Raw genomic sequence first — 22,604 nt, 5'->3', positions numbered from 1 at the left:
GGCGGGAAAAGACCCACCTGGGAGGGGGGAGAGGGAGGAGTCTTTTCGATCTGCCGCAGCAGCACATCCTCCAGGGAAACCTGCGTTTCCCGGACGTACTGGCTCCGCGGCGGCGGAGCGGTGTCGCGGGCTTCCAGGGGGCGCGTCGGAACCTGTACTCCGCCGGGATCCCTTGCCTCCGCCAGCCCCTTCCCGATGGCGGCACGCACGGTTTCCAGGATTTCTCCCGGGCTCCTGAAGCGCACTTCCCTCTTGGTGGGATGGACGTTGACATCCACCAGGTCGTGCTGAATCTCCAGGAACAGGACCACCATGGGGAATTTGCCCCTGGGGAGCATGGAATCATAGGCACCGAGGATGGCCCGGTTCACCATGCGGTCCCAGACAGGCCGCCCGTTGACGTAGACAAACAGCGACTGGGCGCTCGCCCGCTGGATGTCGGAAGGACCTGCAAGCCCATGGAGGCGCAGGGACGGAGTCTGCACTTCAAAGGGCTTCAGTCGCCGCGTCAGGTCGACGCCCAGGATCTGTCCCGCCCGCTGCACGGCATCCTTTGCCTGGGGGAAGTCGTATTGAAGGCGCTCCTGGTGTGACAGCTGAAAATGAATTTCGGGATGGGCCATGGCCAGCCGGAGAAACTGCTCACTGATATGAGCCATCTCCGTCTCCACCGAGCGCAGGAACTTGCGACGCGCGGGGACATTGTAAAAAAGATCACGAACGGTGATCATGGTCCCCGAAGGACAGCCCGTTTCCCGAACATCCCGCAGGATCCCGCCTTCGACGCGCAGGAGCCTCCCGGAAACAACATCCGCTTCCCGCGTAACGAGCTCAAACCGGCTGACAGCCGCGATGCTGGGGAGCGCTTCTCCCCGAAACCCCAGGGAATGGATGGCCTGAAGGTCTTCGAGAGACCGGATCTTACTGGTGGCATGGCGCTCGATGGCAAGGAGAGCGTCATCGGGATCCATGCCGGCACCATTATCCACGACCCGGATCTCTTTGCGCCCTCCCTGGAGGAGCGCGAGGGAGATCTTCCGACTGCCGGCATCAATGCTGTTTTCCACCAGTTCCTTCATGACGGCGGCAGGTCTTTCCACCACTTCCCCCGCGGCTATCTGGTTGCACAGGGTATCCGGCAGAATCATGATCTTGCTCATTGCGCTCTCGCTTTACTTTTCATTCTTCTAATCTGTTGACAGATTTAGATGGTTCCAGTATGCAAATCAACTGGACCGTTTGAACCGATGGAGCGGATCGATGCGCTCGGACAGTTCCAACCGCTCCATGCCCCCATGCTCAGGACAACCAGAGAGTCGAGCCGCTATGCAACCCAGTCCCTACCAGTCGCTTGTCAGCCTTCTCAGCAACATCCTGGATGCCTACACCACCGCGTTTTTCCTGGTGGATCCCAAAAAGCGCCTCCTCAATATGGTCGCCCTGGAAACCCTCAGCAGGCACCTGTCCCCTGGGCTTTCGCTTCCCCTGGAGCAAAGCGGCATTCTCTCCCAAGTCCACAAGGTGTGCCAGAAGGTGCGCATCGACAAGCTCCAGGAATCGACCCAGTCCATCGCCACCACTCTGCCCTTCTACCGCGAGGGAGAAGGCCATATCAAGGGACTCTTCGCCGTTCCCGTGGGAGAGGGAGCCGGCGTCCTCTATGTCGACACCAAATATGGCTGGGGCTTCAACGACAAGCAGCAGAAATGGATCCTGGAAGTAGCCGCCGTCCTCCAGCAGCTCCTGGCCCAGCAGGAAAGAGTCAACCAGCAGATCGAGTATTCCCGCATCGCGGAATTCTGGCAGCGCATGGACCAGGCTGCTTTCAAGGGAGCAAGCTTCGAAGACTATTGCCAGATGGTCATCAACGAATGCTCCCAGCTCCTGGGGACTGAATACGGCTTCCTGGCTCTCCGGGAAAGGGGCGAAGATCGCTATCACCTGTTTGCCGTAACTTCCAATGTTCCCAGGAATTTCATCCATCAGCACCATCCCCTGAAGCAGGGGCTGATCGGTCATATTTTTCAAACTCAGAAGCCTCTGCTCATCACCCGCCTGAATCCTTACGCCCCGGAGCATTTCCTGTTCGCTTCGGGAGAAGGACTGCCCCACAACGGAACACTCTGGGGGATTCCCGCTCCCATGTCTTTGGGCCATACCGTCGTGCTGGCCTTCCTTTCCAGGGAAATCATGGACTGGAGCAGCGATTGTCAGAAGGCTATAACACACATGCTGCATTTCTTCCAACTGCTCCTGGAACAGTACTATTTCAAAGAAGAATGCAGGCAGTTGCAGACCTATGACCTTTCCACGGGTGTTCTCAATGCGCTGTCCTTCGAAACGCAGCTGGAATCCAATCTGTCGAGCGCCATGCAAAAAAGCAGCCCCTTCACCCTGGCACTCCTCCAGATGGAGCCCTGGCAGTCCCTGTTCGCGTCGCTCCCTCCCAAGCTGGTTCGTCAGTGGCAGCTGGATTTGGCGAGGGAATTTTGCGCTGAGCTCGCTTCCAACATCCTCGTGGGCCAGATGGCGGAAAACCGGTTTGCGTTTCTCTTCCCGGAGATGACCGTGCAGGAGGCCAAACGGCCCATTTCCCGCCTGATGGATCTTGGGCAGCAGTTCTTTTCGGGAAAGGTCCGCGTGCCCCGCATGCGCCCGCACGCCGCGTGGGTGGGCTTTCCCCAGGACGGCTCCGGCAGCGATCAATTGTGGCCCCTCCTCTATCAGCGTCTTCTCACAAGTCTCAACCCGAATATTGAATCCGTTTCTTCACAAAATATTTGACCGGATGGCATATTGTCTATAGACTTTGCCGTCATCAGTCCGAGAGTGAAGGGAACGGCTTAGAAAAGGGTCTCATATGTTTGAACGCCTGCTTGCGTATTTCTCCAAGGATCTCGCCATGGATCTCGGTACCGCCAATACATTGATCTACCTGCGCGGCAAAGGAGTGGTCCTCAACGAGCCCTCCGTGGTCGCCATCAATCAGGATACGCATCAGGTCATCGCGGTGGGGCGGGATGCGAGAAATATCATCGGCCGACACGGCCAGCGCGTCGTCACCATCCGCCCCCTGAAGGACGGCGTCATTGCCGATTTTGAAGTCACCAGCGTCATGATCAAGTATTTTCTGTCCAAGGTCCTGAACCGGCGGCAATTCGTGAGACCAAGGCTGGTGGTGGCGGTTCCCACGGGCATTACCTCCGTCGAGAAGCGCGCCGTGATCGAAGCCGCAGAACAGGCGGGGGCCCGACACATTCACCTCGTGGAAGAGCCCATGGCTGCGGCCATTGGAGCAGGCCTTCCCATCGATCAGCCTTTCGGCAACATGATTGTGGACATTGGAGGCGGTACGACGGAGGTGGCGGTCATCTCCATGTTTGCCGTCGCCTACAGCGAATCGGTGAGGGTCGCGGGCGACGAAGCCAACGAAGCCATTCTACGGTATATCCAGCGAGAGCGTCAGATGATCATCAGTGAGGTCCTGGCGGAAAACGTCAAAATGAAGATCGGTACGGCCTGGCCGCTCCCCACCCCCGAGACCATGGACATCACCGGGAAGGAAATTCTCACTGGAATCCCCAAAACCTTCACGGTCACCGATACGGAAATCCGGGAAGCCATCCGGGAGCCCATCATGACCATCGTGGAGGCGGTGAAACGCGCCCTGGAAAAGACTCCGCCCGACCTGGCCGGGGACATCCACGAGAAAGGTTTCTGGCTGGCCGGTGGTGGAGCCCTCATCCGAGGGTTGGATCAACTCCTTCACGACAGCACCAGCCTCAAAGTCAACATCTCCGACGACCCCCTCACGGCAGTGGCACGAGGTGCCGGCTCCGTCATCGACCATATCGATTTCTACCAGCAGGTCTTCATCAATTGAAGGCATCTCTCCACCCGAGAAAACTTCCAGCTCGAAAAAACTCCCTTTGGCAGGAGATGCGCCACATCCTGATGCGGGATTGAGGCAGAAGATCGCATCAATATGGAATGGGCGTTGCTGCCGCCTTCCCTGATCAAGAGCACCTGCCGGAATTTCTTCCTGATCCCCTCTTTTCGTCATTTCCGGGAATCTCCGGAACCGTCTTTCCGCCCTCCCGGGATCACCCGCATCATCTGCCTTTGCTGCTGATGGAACAATTCCTTCAGCTCGGCCCTGACGGCCTGATTTTCTCCCTCCAAAGCCGCCACGGCTTCCAGGTATTGTCTGCGCTTCTCTTCCTGGATGGCATCCTGGGCTTTGATCGCTTCCCGGGCGCGTTTCAGGCGGTGATAGGCAAGAGACGATGACCAGAACTTTTGGTTGAGAGGCGTGCCATAAATCCTTTCCAGTTCCTTCTTCAGATCTTCGGCGTCCTGGTCCAGGAGAAACCGCTCAAGATCGAAGAGCTCCTCCTGCTCGAGGTAGTAGGGCGAATTTTCCCATTCTTCGATGGCCTGGGAAAGCTTCTCAAAGATTTCAAGATGTACCGGCTCTTCGTAATCGGCCACCTTTTCACTCCTTTTCACTCACACAGGGCACTTTCACGTTGACACCTCAATTGCTCTTTCCATATTCTATATACTCGCAATTTCGATTGAAACAAAAAAATAAGGAGCAGACCATGTATGTCGGCTGGAACATGAAGACGAACCTGATCACCATATCTCCCGAGACGTCCATCTTCAAGGCACGAGAAATGATGAACGAGCACAAAATCTCCCATCTTCTCGTGACGGACGGCAAGGCACACCTTCTGGGGATTGTGACCGATCGCGATTTGAAGCAGGCGTGGGCCTCCCCGGCAACGACCCTCACGGTTCATGAGCTGACTTATGTCCTGCAGAAGCTCACGGCAGCGAATGTCATGTCCAAGGACGTCATCACGGGGACCCCCGACATGACCATTGAACGAGCCGCCCGCATCATGTTCGACAACAAGATCGGTGCACTGCCGATCCTTAAGGACGATAAACTGGTGGGGCTCATCACCACCAGCGATTTGACGGAAATCCTTCTGACCGCACTGGGCATGAGTGACGACAGCCGGAGACTCTCCCTGCTGGTGAAGGATCGAGTCGGGGTTTTGGCCGATGTCGGCAAATACATGGCTCAGGCGGGAATCAATATCCGAAGCGTCCTGTTTGTTCCCTTGCCGGGCCATCAGGACTACTGGCAGCTCATTCTGCGTTTCCATCTGAGTAATTTTCAAAAGGCGACCGAAGTCCTCAAAGAAGCCGGCTTCAAAGTGCTCGTGGACTATGAGGAAGATCCCACCCCTTACCTGGAAAGCCAATCCTGACGCAAGGTCCTCCGGTTGCAAACCGCAGCCGCCCGTTCCGGTTCGCCACAATGAAGGAGCGCACTCCTTTGCCCGGCAGGTCGTCGAAAGTTATCGCTCTGTTTCGCACAGCCGGCTGAAAGACAGGACAGGAATCATGGCCGACATCATCGAGCTGGGTCAAAAGCCTCGCAAAGAAGACAATCTCATCACTCCGCGTCCCCTGGAATTCCGCCGGGGAGACTGGCACAGCGGGTTTGCCATGATGTGCACGCGGAATGAATCCGCCCGCTACGAAGTTCACAGACTGCAGGCTTTAGGATCCCAGGGCCATCAGCATATCGCCTTTGTTCCAAACCACTTCACGCTGGACGGGGGATATCATTACACGATTCTGGCTCTTTTTCGGTATCGGGACAACGAGGCGGACATGCGCCGGGTCTATCGCCTGGCCGGCATGATGGAGTGCGTGACGAATGCTCCTTCACCCATCCTGCGTACCGATCTCTTACGGAGATTTTACAAGACCATCCTGGAGGAAAGGGAGGCACTCAATGTCATCTGGCGTGGAAACGTCGCCCACTTCCTCCTCCCCATGGACTCTGAATTTCACAATCCCAACCTGTTTCGCTTCAAAATTGCCCAAGCGGAATCCCTGAAGGATCTCTACAGCGCAATCGAAGCAGAAACGGACGCCCAGTTCGATATCCTCGCGGAATCCTATGTTTTCTACATGCCGGAAAATCTTTCCCCTCCAGGCCCCAACCTTCGAAGGGCTTGAATGACGCAGGCCAAGGCAGAGCACCCATGAAGAAACGGCTTTTCATAGGCATCGATGTAGGCGGCACCAACATGCGAGCGGCCCTCGTGGATGACGCCGGCAGTATCTTGCACGTGGAGCGCATCGCCACGCGGAGCAGTGGAGGAGCGGAGGACACCAGTCGTCGACTCATCGACGCGTGCAGATCTCTCGTCGCAAGGGCTTCCAAAGGGGGCGCTCGAGTGGCGGCCGTCGGCATGGGAGTAGCGGGAAAGATCGATGCACGGCAAGGCCTGCTGATTTTCTCCCCCAACATGCCCGCCATGCGGAACTATCCCCTGGGAGTCGAGCTCCGTGACGGGCTGGGACTTCCCGTTTTCATGGAAAACGACGCCAATGTTTTCGGACTGGGAGAAAACTGGGTGGGCTCGGGACGGAATGTCGACAACTGGATTGGGTTGACACTGGGGACGGGAGTGGGGGGCTGCATCTTTTTCCATAGTCGTCTCTGGGAGGGAGACCACTTGGGCTTTGTCGCCGAAATCGGGCACCTCGTGGTCCATCCCGAAGGTCCGGCCTGCGCGTGCGGCTCCCAGGGATGCCTTGAGACGCATGCCTCGGCGACCGCTCTTCTGAAAGGCGTGGAGAACGCTGCCCAAAACGGAGCTCTCCTCGAAGGTCCACTTTTTGACCGATGGCGCCAACAGTCACTCAATGCGGAAATGATTTACCAATGCGCATCGGCGGGTGATGAAACGGCTCTGAAGCTATTCCGCCGCATGGGTTGGGCCCTCGGGCTGGCCCTCTCCAACCTCTTCACGGTGCTTGGGATCCGCCATGCCATTCTGGGGGGCGGGGTCAGCGCATCGTGGGACCTTTTCATCGGTCCCCTGCGTGACAGTTTCACGCGCTACACGCGGTTTCTCTCCCCTGAAGAAATGGTGGTCATGAAAAGCTCACTGGGAGACAACGCCGCCCTCCTGGGAGCCGCCAGGCATGCCATGGATCAAGTGTCATAAAACCGGCTAACCTCCAATGGCCACCATGGGCCGACTGATGCATTTCCGCAGCACGTCCTGATCCAAGGTGTGTCTTTCGGGCTTGCGGGCGATGGCTCGACGCATCTCGCCGACGATCTCCGCATCCAACGCACCCTGGCGCAGCAGTGCCAGGATATCCGTCTCCTCCGAGGAAAAAAGACAGGTGCGAAGCTTTCCATCGGAAGTCAGGCGCAGCCGATTGCAGCTGTGGCAGAAATGATGGCTGATGGGACTGATGATGCCGATTTTACCGGGAGCACCCTCGAAACGATAGTACGAAGCGGGTCCATTGCTGTTGACGCTTTCGGCGGGAACGAGCGGAGCGATTCCCTCGACACGGCGCAAGATTTCATCGGCGGAAAGAAACTTTCTCTTCTGCTCCTCCGGCTGGAAGGGCATGAATTCTATGAAGCGCATGTGAAAGGGATAGCGAAGCGTCAAACGCGCCAAATCCTCGATCTCATCGTCGTTGATTCCGCGCATAACGACACAGTTGAGCTTTATGGGGGAAAATCCCACCTGCCGGGCCGCCTCGATGCCCTCCCAAACCTTCTGGAAAAAGGGTCTGCGCGTAATGGCCTCGAACTTTTCAGGATTCAGGGTATCCAGGCTGATATTGATGCGCTTGATCCCCGCGCGGAAAAGCCCCTCGGCATACTCAGCCAGCAAGACCCCGTTGGTGGTGAGGCTGAGGCTCTGCAGTCCGGGAATGCGCGTGATGTTCTCACACAAATAAAGGACATCGCGCCTCACCAGGGGTTCCCCACCCGTGAGACGAATTTTCGAAATGCCCATCCCCACGGCCAGGCGGGCCAGGCGCAAAATCTCCTCATAGCGCAAAATGTACTCGTGATCGAGCTTTGCGACTCCCTCCTGAGGCATGCAGTAGGAACAGCGGAGGTTGCAGCGGTCGGTAATGGAAAACCGCAGGTAATCTATCCTGCGCTGATAAGCATCTGTCGGCGGCATAAGCATGGATGGAATCCTTTTCAAAATATCTATTCCGGAACTATAAAATGACGCATCCGCAGGGTTTAATCAAGCCCTACGGGATCAATTCTTCTGTAAATGGTCTTTCCGGAACGGTCACCCCCACGATGAAAAAAGCCCCGGCGATCCATTTTTCAGGCAAATGAGGAGTGAGCACGACCATCCATCATAGCCCTTCCGTCGAAGCACGCTCTCCCGCCGTGCCTCCGGGGCGAAGAGCTCCCTGCCCCATGAGGCGCTCCTGGAGCAGTGTAAAGCGCTGCTGCATCTTGTTGTTCCGCACGGCGACGGCCAAGGCCTTCTTGCTGCCCACGACCACTACGAGCTTCCTGGCCCGGGTGACGGCGGTGTAAAGCAGGTTGCGCTGCAGCATGACATAGTGCTGCATCAAGAGGGGGAAAACCACTGCGGGATACTCGCTTCCCTGAGCTTTATGCACACTGACGGCATAGGCCAGCACCAGTTCGTCCAGTTCCGAAAAATCGTAGGCCACGGTCCTTCCGTCTATTTCCACCTGCACTTCCTGGTTTTCCATGTCGATTCTTCGGATGCGCCCCAAATCGCCGTTGAAGACATCCTTGTCATAGTTGTTGCGGATCTGCATCACCTTGTCGTGCAGGCGAAAAAGCCGTCCGCCCCTCTCAATGGAGGCTTTCTCGGGATTCAATGCCTGTTGAAGAACGCTGTTCAAGCGCTGTGCGCCAATGACACCCCTGTGCATGGGGCAGAGGACCTGCACGTCTTCCACGGGATCCAGCCCAAAACGAGCGGGTATACGTTCGGAACAGAGCTTCACGATGATCTTCGAGACGTCCTCGGGATCTTCTTTTTCGATGAAGTAAAAGTCCTGCAGCTCCTGGGAATCCCGCTGCAGGCGCGGGAATTTCCCCTGCTGGATGAGGTGTGCGTTGGTGACGATGCTGCTGTGGCGGGCCTGGCGAAAGATTTCCTCCAGCCTCACCACAGGAAACTGTCCGGAAGCGATGATATCCCGGAGGATATTGCCGGGACCCACCGAAGGCAGCTGATCCACGTCACCCACCAGCACGAGAGTCGCATCCGTCGGGACCGCCTTCAGCAGATAGTGCATGAGCAGGGTGTCCAGCATGGAGGACTCATCCACGATGACCAGATCGGCTGAAAGAGGCTTTTGTTCGTTGCGCTGGAAGCCACCCGCTTGAGGACTGAATTCCAGGAGCCTGTGAAGTGTGCTCGCCGGGTGATGCGTGGATTCACTCAATCGCTTGGCTGCACGCCCCGTGGGGGCCGCCAGGCAGACCTGCCCCCCCAGCTTTCGGTAGATGGAAAGGATCGCCACAATGAGCGTCGTTTTCCCCGTGCCGGGTCCTCCTGTAATGACCACCACCCTGTCCGACAGAGACTGTCTCACAGCCTCCTCCTGGAGCGGAGCCAGCTTGAAGGGCAGCTTCTCGCGGAGCCACTGGAGGGAGGCATCGAGGTCGATTTTTCTCTGGAGCGGGTTGAAGGCCTTGAGGTAGAGCAGACGCTGAGCAATCTGGCACTCGGCGATATGATATCCCCTCAGGTAAATGGCCGTGCCATCCTCAAAGACGGTCTTGAGGCCCGCCGGGACGGGTTCCTGAACCAGCCGGCAGTCTGCAGCCAGGCGATGGAGTGCGTCAACGAGAATCGCCGGCCCGATCTGCAGAAGCTCACAAGACTTTTCCATGAGCCAGTGCCTGGGGACACACACATGCCCTTCATCCGTCGCCTGCTGCAGCACATAGAGGATCCCCGCCTCGGCCCTCAAGGGGGATTCAGAGGAAAAGCCCAAATTTCCCGCAATTTTATCGGCTGTCAGGAACCCGATTCCCAAAACATCCATGGCCAGTGCATAGGGGTTGGACTGCACCTTTTCAAGGGATGCCTTCCCGTAATGTTTAAAAATCCTGGTGGCATAAGCTGCACTGACCTCATGGGCGCGCAGGAAGACCATGAGCTCCCGTATATCCCGCTGATCCTCCCAGGCCTGCTGGATCTGGCGAAGGCGGTAGTCGCCGATCCCTTCCACCTGGGAAAGCTTTGCCGGTTCTGCATCGATGACGTCCAGGGTCCGTTCCCCGAAAAGGCGCACGATGCGCTCGGCCATGACAGGACCGATGCCCTTGATGAGTCCGGAACCGAGGTATTTGCGGATGCCTTCCACTGAGGCAGGAGTGGCGGTTTCATAGCGATCCACCTTGAACTGTTCCCCGAAGCGGGCATGGCTTCCCCAGGTCCCCTCCATGCGCAGCACCTCGCCGGGACTGACGGACACAAAGTTTCCCACCGCCGGAACCAGCTCCCTGCGGCCGGGAATCCTGACCTTGATGACACTGTATCCGTTCTCTTCGTTGCTGTAGGTGACCCGCTCCACCGTTCCTTCGATGATTTCCGTCATACCTTGTTCCAGAAAGAATTTGCACCGATGCTCCGCAGGCGTTCGCGCCCCTGAGCGTTTTCAGGCTGCGAGGAGCCTTCATCCCCCATGAGCATTCTATTATATTTTGACAACGGTAACCTGCGTGTTAATATTTCCTTTAAACGTCAGGAGTCAAACACCAACCAGACAACGACACACTTACCGAGGCTGCAGAACAACACTTAACCCCATCATGAACAGAAAGGCTCCTCATGTCTCTTTATATCAAAACCGAGGACTACCGAGAGCTTGGCATCAGCAAGTATTCCAGCCTGGAATTGATCCGGTCCGTGGTGCAAAAGGAGCTCGAGATAGACCCCCTCTTCGTTTCATTTGTTAATCAAAACGAATACATCCGCGTAGATTTCCTGAAGCCCAGGCCAACCCGGCGGTCCAAAAGGCGGCGCTATTACAAAAAAGCCTCGGAAAATACTCAGCAGGCATAAAAAAAGGCGCCTTCACAGGCGCCTTTTTTTATGCTCCATCCATGCTTCCAACCCCGGGATGATCCAGCCCCCCTCGCCAGACGGACGCCGCCGAAGGCATTGTCGACCCTGCTCTCACATCTCGGGAACCATCTCCCGAAGCTCCGAATAGCTGAAAACCGGCCCATCCAGGCAGACATACTTGCTGCCCATATTGCACCGACCGCAGATACCGATGCCGCATTTCATCCGCTTTTCCAGGGTGGACAAGATCTGATGGTCTTCGAAGTCCAATTCTTTCAGGCCAAACAGAACGAACTTGATCATGATGGGGGGACCGCACACCAGCGCCAGGCGGTTCTTGGGACTGGGGGCTTCTTCCTTCAATACAGTCGGAACAAACCCGACCCGCTCATTCCAGCCCGGGAACTCCGCATCGACGGTGAGCACCAGGTTGATGTTCCCGGCCCTCCACTCTTCAAATTCATACAGGTAGCACAGATCCTTGGGAGACCGCGCACCGTAGATAACGGTGATATCCCCATAATCGCTGCGATTGTCGATCATATAGAGGAGGAGGGTCCTCAGGGGGGCCATGCCGATCCCGCCTCCGATGAAAAGGATATCTTTTCCTTTCATATCTTCATACCGGAAGCCATTTCCCAGAGGAGCCCTGACACCGATCTGGTCCCCGGCATTCAGCTGGTGAATCCGTTGCGTCACCTCTCCCACCCGCATGACGCTGAACTGGAGGTAATCCTTGCGTGTCGGAGGCGAATTGATGACAAAGGTGGATTCACCCACGCCAAAAACCGACAGTTGTCCCACTTGCCCCGGTCGGAAAGTGAAATCCCGCATCTTCTCCGCATCATCCAGAGTGACCCTCAACGTGCGGATGTTGTGCGTTTCCTGGATGACCTCCTGGATGGTTGCCAGTTCCGGCAGATATGGGTTATGCGCATGCATTGGCTTTCTCCTTCAACTCTTGCACAACCTTTCGGATATCGATGGACACGGGGCAGCTGCGAATACACCGGCCACAACCACAACAGGCAATCATCCCATCGTATTTTTCCGGGAAGTAACTGAATTTGTGCCCCACCCGATTGCGATAGCGCTCGAGCTTGGTGGGCCGCGGATTGTGCCCGCTGGCTTCCGATGTGTACTGGGCAAACATGCAGGAATCCCAGGAGCGTAAACGCTCTCCCTTCAGGTCCTTCCCCTCGTCGGTGATGGTGAAACAGTAGCAGGTGGGGCACACATACGTGCAGACTCCACAACCGAGGCACTGAGAGACCATGGACCGCCAGTAATCCAGATCCTCGAAGCGTCCCCTGAACGACGGAGCGCTCTTCACCAGATCCGGATCTCCCACCTGCTGCTGAGCGGCTTCTTCCTGGACCTTTCGTGCGGCAGCTTCCTGCAATTCCGAAGGCGCGTCACCCAACAGGGCCACGTATTCCCGGCCCCTCTCACTCAAGGCCTCCACAACGTAACCACCGTCAACGGGCGTCACCCAAAGATCGCTGCCCGCCTGGTCGGCCGGTCCGCTGCCCACGGACGAGCAAAAACAGGCCGCGTCCCCCTCCCCGCACACGAGCGTGGCAAAAAGGGTGCTGGCCCTGCGATTCCGGTAGTACCCGTCGACAAAAGGTCCCTCGGTGAACACCCGGTCAAAGGTGAAGAAGCCTCGAACATCACAGGGGCGCGCCCCGAAAACGAACTGCGGTTTGACCTCCTGCCCGTCGTCCAGCCGAAACTTCACTTTCGCGGGATCGTCCGGATCTTTGATGTATTCGAACCGCAAGAGCGTCTCCATCTGCGGAAACACGACTCTCTTGGGAGAAAGGGTGCTCTGTCGATCCAAGACGGGGCGCATGCCGGGTCGGTAGGGCAGGAACTCCACCCCCCAACGTCCCTCTTCCGACATAGCGGGCACCCACACCTCTATTTTCTTTGACAGCCTGTCCAGGGCTGCTCCTAAACTATCCCGGGGGATAAATGCTTTCCCACTCATTGATTGTCCTCACTCTCTGAATCCGTTAAAGTCCTGTTTCACCCGGGTTGAATGTCAGCAGGGGCGGAACGGCTTCGGGATCCATGCCGGCTTCGTAGCTCATCAGTTCCAGGGTGATCTTGTTCAGTTTTTCCTTGATGAGAGTGACCGGGATTTCCATGGGGCACGCCCGTTCGCATTCCCCGCACTCCGTGCAGCGCCCTGCCAGGTGCAGCGCATGAATGAAATGAAAAAGGAATTTTTCTGAGGTGCCCACACGCTGTGTCAGCCATCGGGGCTCCCTCGTTTCCGCAATGCAGCGATCCTGGCACACGCAGAGAGGACAGGCGTTCCTGCAGGCATAGCAGCGCAGGCATTTGTCGAGCTCTTTTTTCCAAAACCCCAGTCGATCCTCCAGAGACTGCTCCTCCATCCGCTCCACCTCCCCATAGGAATTTTCCACAGCGACGCGAGGAGTCACCGGTTCCCCGATGAGCACATCATGGATGACCGGATTGGGATGGGCACAACGCAGGCATTTGCGCGCCAGCACATCCTCCAGGGCAAAAGTGTGCCCCCCGTTGGCATCTTCCACCACAAGGCGGCTCTCTTCAACGCGAGCGGACTGGATGCCGGTGAGCGGGCCGAGCTTCATGACACGCCGCCAGTCCACGGTGCCTCGACAGGGAATGCCGAACACATGGATTTGGTTGCGCTCAATAAATTTTTCTTGAATCAGGGCCACCAGAGAACGGCTGTCACAGCCCTTGACACAAATGCCGATTTTCTTGGACGGATCCTGAGCCCGGACCGCCGGATCCTTCACCAGGTAACCACTGAGGTTCTGGACGCAGAAGGGACTCCACTCGAGCTTTGAAAGGTCCCCGGCATTTTTTATGAAAACAGGCGTCATGTGGAGCGGATCATATCCCGCTCTCCAGCCCACGACCGTGTTCAGTTCCGGCAGGGCAGCCTCTACCGTTTCACGTAATTGTTTCGTAGCGTTCTCAAACACTTTAGTTCCCTAGTTTTTCAAAGATTTCTGATTCTGCGCCGATTCCGGGATTGGGTCCCAACTGGTGAATCTGTTCAGAGAAATCGGTAACCACACGCTGCCAGAGCTGCCCTTCGGAGGCCGAAACCCACGTGTAGTGGAACCTCCGTGGGTCGATTCCCATGAAAGGCAGAAAATGCTTCAATACCTCCAGTCGTCTGCGAGCGTAAAGATTGCCCACAGCGTAATGGCAGTCTCTGGGATGACAGCCGGAAACCAGAACGCCATCGGCTCCGTAAATGAGAGATTTGGCGGCAAACAGGGGATCCATACGCCCCGTACAGGGGATACGGATGATACGCAGATCGGTGGGTTGTTTGAAACGGCAAACCCCCGCCGTATCCGCACCTCCGTAGGAGCACCAGTTGCACAAAAAACCGACTATTTTCATTCCCTGTTCCGTAACAGGCACGGAATTGGAACCACTCATTGCCTCTATTCCTCCCTGCACTTGATGTGCATCACTTCCCCTGAGCCGACACGGCCCCCTGAGCACACGCCGCCTATCGCGGCGTGAGAGCCGGACACATCTTTAGGCACAAAGAGCGTTGACCTCAGCGAGAATCTGATTGTCCGTGGCATGCTGCAGCTGGATGGCCTTGGGCGGGCAGGTGGCGTTGCAGAGCCCGCATCCCTGGCAAACGCTCGGGAGGACCTCCGCCTTGCGGATGCCGCCCCGCAGCTCCTTCCACTGAATGGCTCCAAACGGGCAAACCTGGATGCATTTTCCGCAGCTGATGCAAACTCTTTCATTGACCAGAGCCACCTGCGGGTTGGTTTCGATGGTATCCCTTGAAAAGAGGGCCTGCACCTTGGCGGCAGCCGCGCTCCCCATGGCCACGGAGGATGGAATGTCTTTGGGCCCCTGGCACACTCCGGCCAGATAGACTCCGGCCGTATTGGTCTCCACGGGGCGCAGCTTGGGATGGCTTTCCATGTAGAAACCGTACTGGTCATACGAAATACGGAGCTTCTCGGCCAGCTCCCGGGCTCCCGCAGACGCTTCGATGCCCGTGGCCAGCACCACCAGGTCGGCTTCCACTTCCACCTGAACACCCAGCAGCGTATCATTCCCCTGGACCACCATCCGATCCCCCTTGGGATAGACCTTGCCGACGCGTCCACGGATGTATTGCACGCCGTATTCTTCCTGAGCCCGACGCACGAACTCATCGTAATTCTTACCGGGTGCCCGGATATCCATGTAAAAGACCCACACCCTGGTGTCGGGCAGATGATCCCGCGTCAGGATAGCCTGCTTGGCGATGTACATGCAGCAAACCCCCGAGCAATAGGGCCTCCCCACGGAAGCATCGCGGGACCCGACACAGGCGATGAAGACGATGTCCTTGGGCTCTTTTCCGTCGGAAGGGCGCTTGATATGCCCGCCGAAGGGGCCTGAAGCGCTCAGAATCCGCTCGTATTGAATGCCCGAGATGACATCGGCGTATCGGCCGCCGCCGTACTCACCATATACGGAAGCATCGAAGAGATCGTAACCCGTCGCCACAATGATGGCTCCCACCTGCTCCGTGACGATTTCATCCTGCATTTCGTAATTCACGGCGCCCGTGGGGCAGACTTTCTGACAGGTCCCACATTTCCCCTTGGTGAAATGCAGGCAATAGTCACGATTGATGGTAGCCTTCTTGGGAATGGCCTGGGGGAATGGAATGTTGATGGCACGGGCATTGGCAAGATTTTCGTTGAAAACATCCGGCACCTTGCGTGAGGGGCACTTTTCGATACAGGCGCCGCAGCCGGTGCAGGCAGTCCAATCCACGTAAGTCGCCTTTTTTCTGACTTCAACAGTGAAGTTCCCCACATAACCCGATATGGATTCCACCTCACTGGCAGCGTGAAGCGTGATGTTGTCCTTCTGGACCACATCCACCATCTTGGGTCCCAGGATGCACGAGGAGCAGTCCACGGTGGGAAATGTTTTGTCGAGTTGAGCCATTTTGCCGCCGATGGAGGACTTGCGCTCCACCAGGACGACATCCAGTCCACCGTCGGAACAATCCAACGCGGCCTGAATGCCCGCCACGCCCCCGCCGATCACCATCACCCGCTTGTTCACGGAGATCTGTGATGAGAAAAGAGGCTGGTTGAAGCGAAGTTTCGCCACAGCCATTTCCACCAGTTCCGCAGCCTTGCGCGTATTGGCTTCACGATCGTTGTTGATCCAGGAGACGTGCTCCCGAATATTGGCCATCTCGAACATGAAGCGATTCAGTCCGGCCCTCTCCACAGCGCGCCGGAAGGTCGGCTCATGCATCCTTGGGGAGCAGGCCGCCACAACAACGCCCTGGAGGTTCTTTTCCCTGATAGCCCTTTGAATCTCCTGCTGGCCGGGCTCCGAGCAGGTGTACATGTAGCTGGTCGCATAGGCAACATCCGGGAGGTTACCGGCTCGCCGCGCCACTTCTTGAGTATCCACCGTTCCGGCAATGTTGGTCCCACATTGACAAACAAAAACACCAATACGCATTTTCTTATCCTCAATTCACTTGAGACGCTTCACAGCTTCGGATCCGGCTGCCCGATTTTCCTGCAATCCAGGAGGGAGCCTCAACCCAATCCCTCCTCCTGCCTCTGCATCGATGAGCCTTCACGACTTCTGAAACGCCCTCGAGCTTCAACCGATCGTTTTCGCCTGGGGCTCTTCCTCCCGTGCGCTCCGAAGGAGAAAATCCGCATTGACAAAGAGCTTGTCCAAGCCGAGCTCCTTGGGGGCGATCCCCAGGGCAATGCCGATCACCTGTGTGATATAGACCACCGGAAGATCAAAAGTCCGGTTCATGTGACGATTGACCTGTGCCTGACGCAGGTCCAGGTTCTGCTGACAGAGGGGACAGGCCACGGCCACAGCTTCGGCTCCGACGCGCAGGGCCATGTCCAGGATGCGCCCGGTCAATTTCCCCACGATGTCGTTGCGGGTGACCCCGTAAGTTGCTCCGCAGCACTCGGTTTTATACGGAAAGTCCGGCACCGTCACCCCTACGGCCTCCAGCAGGCGATCCATGGACACGGGATTTTCCGGATCGTCGAAGTCGGCAAACTTGGGAGGGCGCGTCAGGAGGCAGCCATAATAGGGCACGATGACCTGGTCGGCATAGGGCTTTTGAACCTGCGCCCGCAATGCATCGACCCCAACGTCCTTGTAAAGGAGCTCGAGAACGGAAATGGCTCGGATCCGCCCCTCAAAGGGCATCCCGAGGATCTCTCGGAAGGCGTCGCACTGCTGGGGATCGTGACAGGTTTCGAGGGCTCCCTTGAGAGACTTCAGGCAGCCGGGACAGGGAGTCATGACGACATCGCACCCTTCCGCCTCGGCAATGGCAAGGTTGCGTCCTGCAAGGGCACTCGAAAGGAGCGGGTCGGCGGAATGCGCGGGAGAGGATCCGCAGCAGTTCCAATCCGGAATTTCGATCAGCTCGATCCCCAGGGCATCACAAACCGCACGCGTGGAAATGTCGTATTCACTCGCCAGCCCTTCCAGGGAGCAGCCTTGATAATATGCAATCCGTTTCATGTTTATTTTCTCTTTTTCCAATGACTTGCCACAGTACTTCTCAGGCTTCGTGCTTCTTGTGAAAGGCCTCCAGGCGCTCGAAGATGCCCGCCACCTCCTTGCGCCCCTTGATCCGGGACGGCAGAAGGTGCAGCTTGCCTTTCTTCAGTACGAGGGGTGCCAGGTCCATGTCTCCAAAGGGGCGCTTGGCTTTCATGTTGAAGACAGGGAGCAGACCCGTTTCGAAAACGCGCCCAAAGGTCTTCACCGATCTCAGAAATTCGTCGTAGAACAATTGAATGTCTTTGAGTGAGACCATCTTCTCCTCACGCGACATGATCCGCAGGCTTTCCATGACATGGGAGACCTCGATGTTGCACGGGCACCGCGTGGTGCAGGCCTGGCATGAAGCGCACAACCAGATGGACCGGGACTTCAGGACGATCTCCCTTTGCCCCAGCTGGATGAGACGCATGATCTGGTTGACCGGGTAGTCATAGACGTAGGTGTAATTACAGCTGGCGCTGCAGTTGCCGCATTGATAGCATTTGCTGACTTGTTGCCCGCTGGCCTCTTCCACCCGTTTGATGAAATCGGCATCATACGTGTTCTGGATTGACAGGGTATGGATGTGTTCCATTTCTTCCTTCCGATGCAGCGCAATTCAAATGGCTGGTGAATGGTTCATGCCGGGTCTGCCATCCCGCAAGCGCTTTCGGCTATTGACCGCTGCCTTCGTAACCGAAGTCGATCATCATCTGCTGGTATTCGTATTTCACGCGCTGGTACATGCGTGCATTTTCAATGGCAAACGCACACTGCTGGGCTATCGCTGACGCGAAGTGGATTTCCCGCTGGGTGAAAGGAGCGCGAGGGCCTGTAAACACACGCAGGACCCCGATGACCTTTCCCCGGACGGAGAGGGGAATCGACAGGATTTTACGGATACCTTCCGCCACCACCTCAGCAGGATACTGGAGCCGAGGATCCGTAAATACATCTTCAATCACGACAATGCGTCCTGCCATGTTTTCCACGATGCTCTTCTGAGCGTCTACAGGTCCCTTTTCCAGAAAGGACTGGCTCAAACCGTACGCCTGAGCCAAGTACAGACTGTGAGTTTTTGGATCCAGAAGCCGGACTGTGCAGCCTTTGCCGCCCAGGATCTGAGACACTTTGGTCACCACAAGCTCCAGAACTTTATTGATGTGGAGGGTCTCGTTGATGGTGGAGCTGATTTCCTGGAAGGTTCTCAAGTATGCGCGCTCGACTTCAACATAGCGTTCCACGCGACGCTGCCAGAAAATGGATAAAATCCCCTGGGCGGCAAGCGTTGCGGCAAAAGTAAGCTCCGCCCGATTGAATTCCCGAGGCTCACTCGCAAACAACCCCACCATCCCGACATTATCCTGCTCAACCTCCACAGGGATGATCGCCGCCGAGCGGATACCTTCAAACAGCATGCGCTCCTGTTCGGGTATTTCCTCGTTTTCTTTGATGGTGGGAAAACATTTCACGTCTGACGGTATCTGAAAACAGATGCTGTCAGGAGTTCGGACCGGCTCGCTCAAAAGAAAATGTTCACTCAGGCCGTGACTGGATACCAACTCCAGGCTCTCGCCTTCGGCACTCTTGAGCTTTATGAAAGTCCCTTTTAGTTGGAGTGTTTCCGTAATGCGCTGAGCAATAAGGTTCATGACGCTGTAATTGTCGACATTGTCACTCAACGCACGACCAACCTCCACAAACGGCGTGAGATAGTCTCTCGCACTCATCTTCTCCATCCTCCCCTCCCTTCAGGTGACTAGGAAGCAACCGTTCTATTGGCTCTTGAATATCCACATGGATTAAGTATCAACTTTCACAAATTTTTACAACTACCATCGGCAATGAAAATGTTCATCCTGCCATGGCGCGACCCTCTATTTCGACGTCAGGCTGGAAGCAGATATCCCGCATACCTGACCCTGGTATCATTCAGGAGGATTTGCTTGGGGGTCCAGAAAAAGCTCACTGGAGGATGCCGTTGGATCGTTTTGGGGCTGGATGGCCAAACAATTTCTATTAAACTTTCCATGTGCTGCTTTCAAGTTCAAATGCTTTCATGAGGCATCGAAATCTTTCCAGAGCCCTTGAAGTGTCTCCTGGGACGAGCTCGAGACGGCTGGCAGCATTTGGCAGCATGCCTGCACTTTGACTGAAAAAAAATTCCCTCACCACCGCAGTGGTGAGGGAATCTGTCAGGTTGCGAGCGGAGTGAGACTCGAGCCCGTCAGGCTCAGGCGGCCTTTTCGATCTTGATGGCGCAGATCTTGAGCTCGGGAATCTTTGATACAGGATCAAGGGCGCTGTTGGTCAGCTCGTTGACCGTGGACTCGTAGAAGTGGAAGGGCACGAACGCCACCCCGCGGTCCGTCATACCCGACACCGAGGCCTTGATCTTGAGCTTCCCGCGCCGGGATACAATGTGGATGTAGTCCCCGCTGCTGATGCCAAGTCCCTTGGCGTCTTCGCTGTTGATCTCGGCCAACGCCTCAGGATAGAGCCGGTTCAGGGCATTTCCCTTGCGGGTCATCGTCCCCGTGTGATAGTGCTCGTAGACGCGCCCCGTGGTGAGGACGAAGGGGTATTCCGCGTCGGGAAGCTCGGCTGAAGGCTCGTATTCGATGGGGAAAAAGACCCCTTCTCCCCGCGTGAACTTATGCGTGTGGAGGATGGGCGTTCCCGGGTGGTCCGCCGTCGGGCAGGGCCAGGTGAGGCCCCCCTGCTCCAGGCGCTCATAGGTGATGCCCCCGTAGCTCGGGGTGAGGGCGTTGATCTCCTCCATCACCGCCGAGGCTCCGGCGTAGTCCATCTCATAGCCCATTTTCCGCGCCAGTGCCGTGATAATGCGCGCATCGTCCCAGGCCTCGCCCGGGGCATCCAGGGCCTTGCGCACACGCAGCACTTTGCGCTCGGTGTTGGTGAAGGTCCCGTCCTTTTCAGCAAAGCAGGCCCCGGGAAGCACCACATCGGCAAGCCGTGCCGTCTCCGTGAGGAAGATGTCCTGGACGACCAGAAAATCGAGTGCGGCAAGGTTCTTTTCCACGTGGTGGACATCGGCATCACTCAGGAGCGGATTTTCCCCCATGATGTAGAGGGCCTTGATATCCTTTCCCCCCGTCGCCGTCATCTCGGTGACCGTCATGCCCACCTTGCCGGGGAGCTTGCCCACATTCCAGGCTTTGGCGAACTTTTCCCGCACCGCTTCGTCGGTGACCGTCTGGTAGCCCGTGAAGACATTGGGAAGGCCTCCCATGTCGCAGGCCCCCTGGACGTTGTTTTGTCCGCGGAGAGGATTGACCCCTCCCCCCTCGACACCCACGTATCCGCAGAGCATGGAAAGGGCGGCCAGGCACTTGACGTTATTGGTCCCCGTCGTGTGCTGGGTGATTCCCATGGCGTAGAGAATAGACCCGGGACCCTGGGTGGCAAAAAGGCGCGCCGCCGCCTCGATATCCTGCGGCGGGATCCCCGTGATCCCTGACACATAGTCCGGCGCATAGCGGACCACGGACTTTTTGAGCTCTTCAAAACCCGTCGTCCGCGAATCGATGTAGGCCTGGGCCTGCAGGTTGTCACGGATGATGACGTGCATGAGGCCGTTGATCCAGGCGACATTCGTCCCTACCCTCGGGCGCAGCCACAGGTGGCTCAGGTCCACCAGCTTGATGCGTCTCGGGTCGATGACGATCAGCTTGGCCCCGTGCTTCGTCACGGCCTCATGGATGTAGTTGGCGATGATGGGATGGTTGGCTGTCGTATTCGTTCCCGTCACCACGATGACCCCGGATTTCAATACATCCTGAAGGGGGTTGGTCATCGCTCCACTTCCAAACGTGGCGGCAAGTCCTGCCACCGTCGAGGAGTGTCAGAGACGGGCGCAGTGGTCGACATTGTTGGTGCCGATCACCGCGCGCATGAACTTCTGAAAGAGGTAGTTGTCCTCGTTGGTGCACCGGGCCGAAGCAAAGCCCCCGATGGCGTCGGCTCCGCTCTCGGTTTTGACCTGGGCAAAGCGCCTTGCCACCAGCCTCAGGGCTTCGTCCCAGTCGGTTTCTTCAAAGGCCCCGTTTTTCTTGACGAGGGGACGGGTGAGGCGCTGGTTGCTCGAGATGAACTCGTAGCCGAAGCGCCCCTTCACGCAAAGGCTCGACTGGTTGACCCCGGGGTCGTCCCGTCCCGTGACGTTCACCACCCGGTTGTCGGCCACGTGGAGCTCCATCTGGCACCCACAGCCGCAGTACGTGCAGGTCGTCGGCACCTTTTTCACCAGGAACGACCGACCCTTCATGGCACTGACATTTTCCGTCAGTGCCCCCACGGGGCAGAGCTGCAGGCATTCCCCGCAGGAAACGCATTTATCGGGATAAAAGACAAGCTCACGCTGGCCTTCATTTTCTGTCACATCCAGGGCGCAAGCCCCTTTGATCTCCCGGCAGGCGGTTACGCACCGAAGGCAGAGCACACACCGGTCGGGCCAGTACTTGATGAGCGGGGTCGCATAGACCTTCTCGCGGGGCTTTGGCGGAGCTTCGTACCCCTCTGCCATGACGCCGTACTCGAAGACCAGGTCCTGCAGCCTGCACTCGCCCGCCTTATCGCAGATGGGGCAGTCCAGGGGGTGCCGCGAGAGGAGCCGCTTCAGGGAGCCTGCGCGCAGGACCGAGAGATTCTCCGAGGTCGTCACCACCTCCATCCCTTCGGCCACCGGCGTTGCGCAAGATTCTACCGGCTCGTCGAAGCCGGCGACCTCCACGACGCACATGCCGCAGGAAACGATGGGATTCAGCCTTTCGTGGTAACAAAGGGTCGGGATTTGGATCCCGGCGCTCCGGGCCGCCTGCAAAATGGTGGTCCCCGGCGCGCTTTCAATCTGCCTGCCGTCAATTGTCAGCTTGACCATGCTCATATTTTCGCTGCCTTCTCTTTGTTGATTGGATGCCGGCTTGGCCGTGCAGTTACGCACAGCCCTCACTTCAGTGCAGGGCCAGGAAGGACTGCTTGACCATGGCGACATACCCTGAGGGGAAGAGCCCGAGGGAGAGGACGCCGTAGGCGGAAATGACGACGGCGAGCACCAGGGCCGGGGAAAAGACCGGC

The 22,604-nt window shown here is 57.3% G+C and carries 19 protein-coding genes; 6 read left to right on the top strand and 13 right to left on the bottom strand.

What is annotated here, in order from left to right:
* Nucleotides 1-1,160: DNA mismatch repair endonuclease MutL (gene mutL, locus MWC30_RS20690; protein ID WP_244086104.1), on the bottom strand; the 1,160-nt coding region annotated here is incomplete at its 3' end.
* A 166-nt stretch (nucleotides 1,161-1,326) separates the two neighbouring features.
* Between mutL and MWC30_RS20685 the strand changes: the two genes are divergently transcribed.
* Both MWC30_RS20685 and MWC30_RS20680 read left to right on the top strand, forming a co-directional pair.
* Nucleotides 1,327-2,784 carry a GAF domain-containing protein gene (locus MWC30_RS20685; RefSeq protein ID WP_244086103.1) on the top strand — a complete coding sequence of 486 codons (1,458 nt, stop codon included), beginning with the start codon at nucleotides 1,327-1,329 and terminating at the stop codon, nucleotides 2,782-2,784.
* 76 nt (nucleotides 2,785-2,860) lie between these two features.
* Nucleotides 2,861-3,883: a rod shape-determining protein gene (locus MWC30_RS20680; RefSeq protein WP_244086102.1), complete on the top strand. Its 1,023-nt coding sequence runs from the start codon at nucleotides 2,861-2,863 to the stop codon at nucleotides 3,881-3,883.
* Between the two features lie 176 nt (nucleotides 3,884-4,059).
* Here the strand turns inward: MWC30_RS20680 and MWC30_RS20675 are convergent, their stop codons facing one another.
* Nucleotides 4,060-4,491, bottom strand: coding sequence for a hypothetical protein (locus tag MWC30_RS20675; RefSeq protein ID WP_244086101.1), 432 nt, complete (start codon nucleotides 4,489-4,491; stop codon nucleotides 4,060-4,062).
* Nucleotides 4,492-4,604: 113 nt separating this feature from the next.
* On the opposite strand from MWC30_RS20675, the gene MWC30_RS20670 reads away from it, so the two are divergent.
* The 3 genes from MWC30_RS20670 to MWC30_RS20660 all read left to right on the top strand — a co-directional run bounded on the left by MWC30_RS20670 (nucleotide 4,605) and on the right by MWC30_RS20660 (nucleotide 7,040).
* On the top strand, nucleotides 4,605-5,282 hold the full coding sequence (locus tag MWC30_RS20670; RefSeq protein ID WP_244086100.1) for a CBS and ACT domain-containing protein: 678 nt from the start codon (nucleotides 4,605-4,607) through the stop codon (nucleotides 5,280-5,282).
* 136 nt (nucleotides 5,283-5,418) lie between these two features.
* On the top strand, nucleotides 5,419-6,042 hold the full coding sequence (locus tag MWC30_RS20665) for a hypothetical protein (protein ID WP_244086099.1): 624 nt from the start codon (nucleotides 5,419-5,421) through the stop codon (nucleotides 6,040-6,042).
* A 26-nt stretch (nucleotides 6,043-6,068) separates the two neighbouring features.
* A complete protein-coding gene (locus MWC30_RS20660) occupies nucleotides 6,069-7,040 on the top strand; it encodes an ROK family protein (RefSeq protein WP_244086098.1) in 972 nt (323 codons plus the stop codon).
* Nucleotides 7,041-7,046: 6 nt separating this feature from the next.
* Here the strand turns inward: MWC30_RS20660 and moaA are convergent, their stop codons facing one another.
* Nucleotides 7,047-8,030 (bottom strand): GTP 3',8-cyclase MoaA, encoded by a 984-nt coding sequence (gene moaA, locus MWC30_RS20655; RefSeq protein WP_244086097.1) that lies wholly within the window; start codon nucleotides 8,028-8,030, stop codon nucleotides 7,047-7,049.
* 187 nt (nucleotides 8,031-8,217) lie between these two features.
* Nucleotides 8,218-10,452, bottom strand: coding sequence for an ATP-dependent RecD-like DNA helicase (locus MWC30_RS20650; protein ID WP_244086096.1), 2,235 nt, complete (start codon nucleotides 10,450-10,452; stop codon nucleotides 8,218-8,220).
* A gap of 233 nt (nucleotides 10,453-10,685) precedes the next feature.
* Here MWC30_RS20650 and MWC30_RS20645 point away from each other — a divergent pair, with 233 nt between their 5' ends.
* Nucleotides 10,686-10,919: a hypothetical protein gene (locus MWC30_RS20645; protein ID WP_244086095.1), complete on the top strand. Its 234-nt coding sequence runs from the start codon at nucleotides 10,686-10,688 to the stop codon at nucleotides 10,917-10,919.
* Nucleotides 10,920-11,033: 114 nt separating this feature from the next.
* On the opposite strand, the gene MWC30_RS20640 is transcribed toward MWC30_RS20645, so the two are convergent.
* The 9 genes from MWC30_RS20640 to fdhF all read right to left on the bottom strand — a co-directional run bounded on the left by MWC30_RS20640 (nucleotide 11,034) and on the right by fdhF (nucleotide 22,407).
* Nucleotides 11,034-11,864 (bottom strand): FAD/NAD(P)-binding protein, encoded by an 831-nt coding sequence (locus MWC30_RS20640; RefSeq protein WP_244086094.1) that lies wholly within the window; start codon nucleotides 11,862-11,864, stop codon nucleotides 11,034-11,036.
* Nucleotides 11,851-12,915 (bottom strand): 4Fe-4S dicluster domain-containing protein, encoded by a 1,065-nt coding sequence (locus tag MWC30_RS20635; protein WP_244086093.1) that lies wholly within the window; start codon nucleotides 12,913-12,915, stop codon nucleotides 11,851-11,853. The genes MWC30_RS20640 and MWC30_RS20635 overlap by 14 nt, the downstream gene beginning before the upstream one ends.
* A gap of 25 nt (nucleotides 12,916-12,940) precedes the next feature.
* The gene (locus MWC30_RS20630) at nucleotides 12,941-13,909 is read right to left on the bottom strand and encodes a 4Fe-4S dicluster domain-containing protein (RefSeq protein WP_244086092.1); all 969 of its coding nucleotides are present in this window, start codon (nucleotides 13,907-13,909) and stop codon (nucleotides 12,941-12,943) included.
* A 1-nt stretch (nucleotide 13,910) separates the two neighbouring features.
* Nucleotides 13,911-14,360 carry a hydrogenase iron-sulfur subunit gene (locus MWC30_RS20625; RefSeq protein ID WP_368860912.1) on the bottom strand — a complete coding sequence of 150 codons (450 nt, stop codon included), beginning with the start codon at nucleotides 14,358-14,360 and terminating at the stop codon, nucleotides 13,911-13,913.
* Between the two features lie 120 nt (nucleotides 14,361-14,480).
* Nucleotides 14,481-16,439, bottom strand: a complete 1,959-nt coding sequence (locus tag MWC30_RS20620) for a CoB--CoM heterodisulfide reductase iron-sulfur subunit A family protein (protein ID WP_244086090.1) — start codon at nucleotides 16,437-16,439, stop codon at nucleotides 14,481-14,483.
* Between the two features lie 147 nt (nucleotides 16,440-16,586).
* Entirely contained in the window at nucleotides 16,587-17,483 is an 897-nt protein-coding gene (locus MWC30_RS20615; protein ID WP_244086089.1) for a CoB--CoM heterodisulfide reductase iron-sulfur subunit B family protein, read from the bottom strand.
* Nucleotides 17,484-17,523: 40 nt separating this feature from the next.
* Nucleotides 17,524-18,102: a 4Fe-4S dicluster domain-containing protein gene (locus MWC30_RS20610; RefSeq protein WP_244086088.1), complete on the bottom strand. Its 579-nt coding sequence runs from the start codon at nucleotides 18,100-18,102 to the stop codon at nucleotides 17,524-17,526.
* 79 nt (nucleotides 18,103-18,181) lie between these two features.
* A complete protein-coding gene (locus tag MWC30_RS20605) occupies nucleotides 18,182-19,246 on the bottom strand; it encodes a GAF domain-containing protein (protein ID WP_244086087.1) in 1,065 nt (354 codons plus the stop codon).
* Nucleotides 19,247-19,740: 494 nt separating this feature from the next.
* Complete coding sequence (fdhF, locus tag MWC30_RS20595; RefSeq protein WP_254006175.1) at nucleotides 19,741-22,407, bottom strand: formate dehydrogenase subunit alpha; 2,667 nt, start codon at nucleotides 22,405-22,407, stop codon at nucleotides 19,741-19,743.
* Nucleotides 22,408-22,604: the final 197 nt, after the last annotated feature.

Source organism: Desulforhabdus sp. TSK, assembly GCF_022836495.1.
Lineage (GTDB): Bacteria > Desulfobacterota > Syntrophobacteria > Syntrophobacterales > Syntrophobacteraceae > Desulforhabdus.
This window is presented reverse-complemented; position numbering and strand designations above follow the sequence as displayed.

Coding starts and splice junctions, on each gene's coding strand:
- MWC30_RS20685 (WP_244086103.1), top strand. CDS start 1,327: ATGCAACCCAGTCCCTACCAGTCGCTTGTCAGCCTTCTCAGCAACATC.
- MWC30_RS20680 (WP_244086102.1), top strand. CDS start 2,861: ATGTTTGAACGCCTGCTTGCGTATTTCTCCAAGGATCTCGCCATGGAT.
- MWC30_RS20670 (WP_244086100.1), top strand. CDS start 4,605: ATGTATGTCGGCTGGAACATGAAGACGAACCTGATCACCATATCTCCC.
- MWC30_RS20665 (WP_244086099.1), top strand. CDS start 5,419: ATGGCCGACATCATCGAGCTGGGTCAAAAGCCTCGCAAAGAAGACAAT.
- MWC30_RS20660 (WP_244086098.1), top strand. CDS start 6,069: ATGAAGAAACGGCTTTTCATAGGCATCGATGTAGGCGGCACCAACATG.
- moaA (WP_244086097.1), bottom strand. CDS start 8,030: ATGCCGCCGACAGATGCTTATCAGCGCAGGATAGATTACCTGCGGTTT.
- MWC30_RS20650 (WP_244086096.1), bottom strand. CDS start 10,452: ATGACGGAAATCATCGAAGGAACGGTGGAGCGGGTCACCTACAGCAAC.
- MWC30_RS20645 (WP_244086095.1), top strand. CDS start 10,686: ATGTCTCTTTATATCAAAACCGAGGACTACCGAGAGCTTGGCATCAGC.
- MWC30_RS20640 (WP_244086094.1), bottom strand. CDS start 11,864: ATGCATGCGCATAACCCATATCTGCCGGAACTGGCAACCATCCAGGAG.
- MWC30_RS20635 (WP_244086093.1), bottom strand. CDS start 12,915: ATGAGTGGGAAAGCATTTATCCCCCGGGATAGTTTAGGAGCAGCCCTG.
- MWC30_RS20620 (WP_244086090.1), bottom strand. CDS start 16,439: ATGCGTATTGGTGTTTTTGTTTGTCAATGTGGGACCAACATTGCCGGA.
- MWC30_RS20615 (WP_244086089.1), bottom strand. CDS start 17,483: ATGAAACGGATTGCATATTATCAAGGCTGCTCCCTGGAAGGGCTGGCG.
- MWC30_RS20610 (WP_244086088.1), bottom strand. CDS start 18,102: ATGGAACACATCCATACCCTGTCAATCCAGAACACGTATGATGCCGAT.
- MWC30_RS20605 (WP_244086087.1), bottom strand. CDS start 19,246: ATGGAGAAGATGAGTGCGAGAGACTATCTCACGCCGTTTGTGGAGGTT.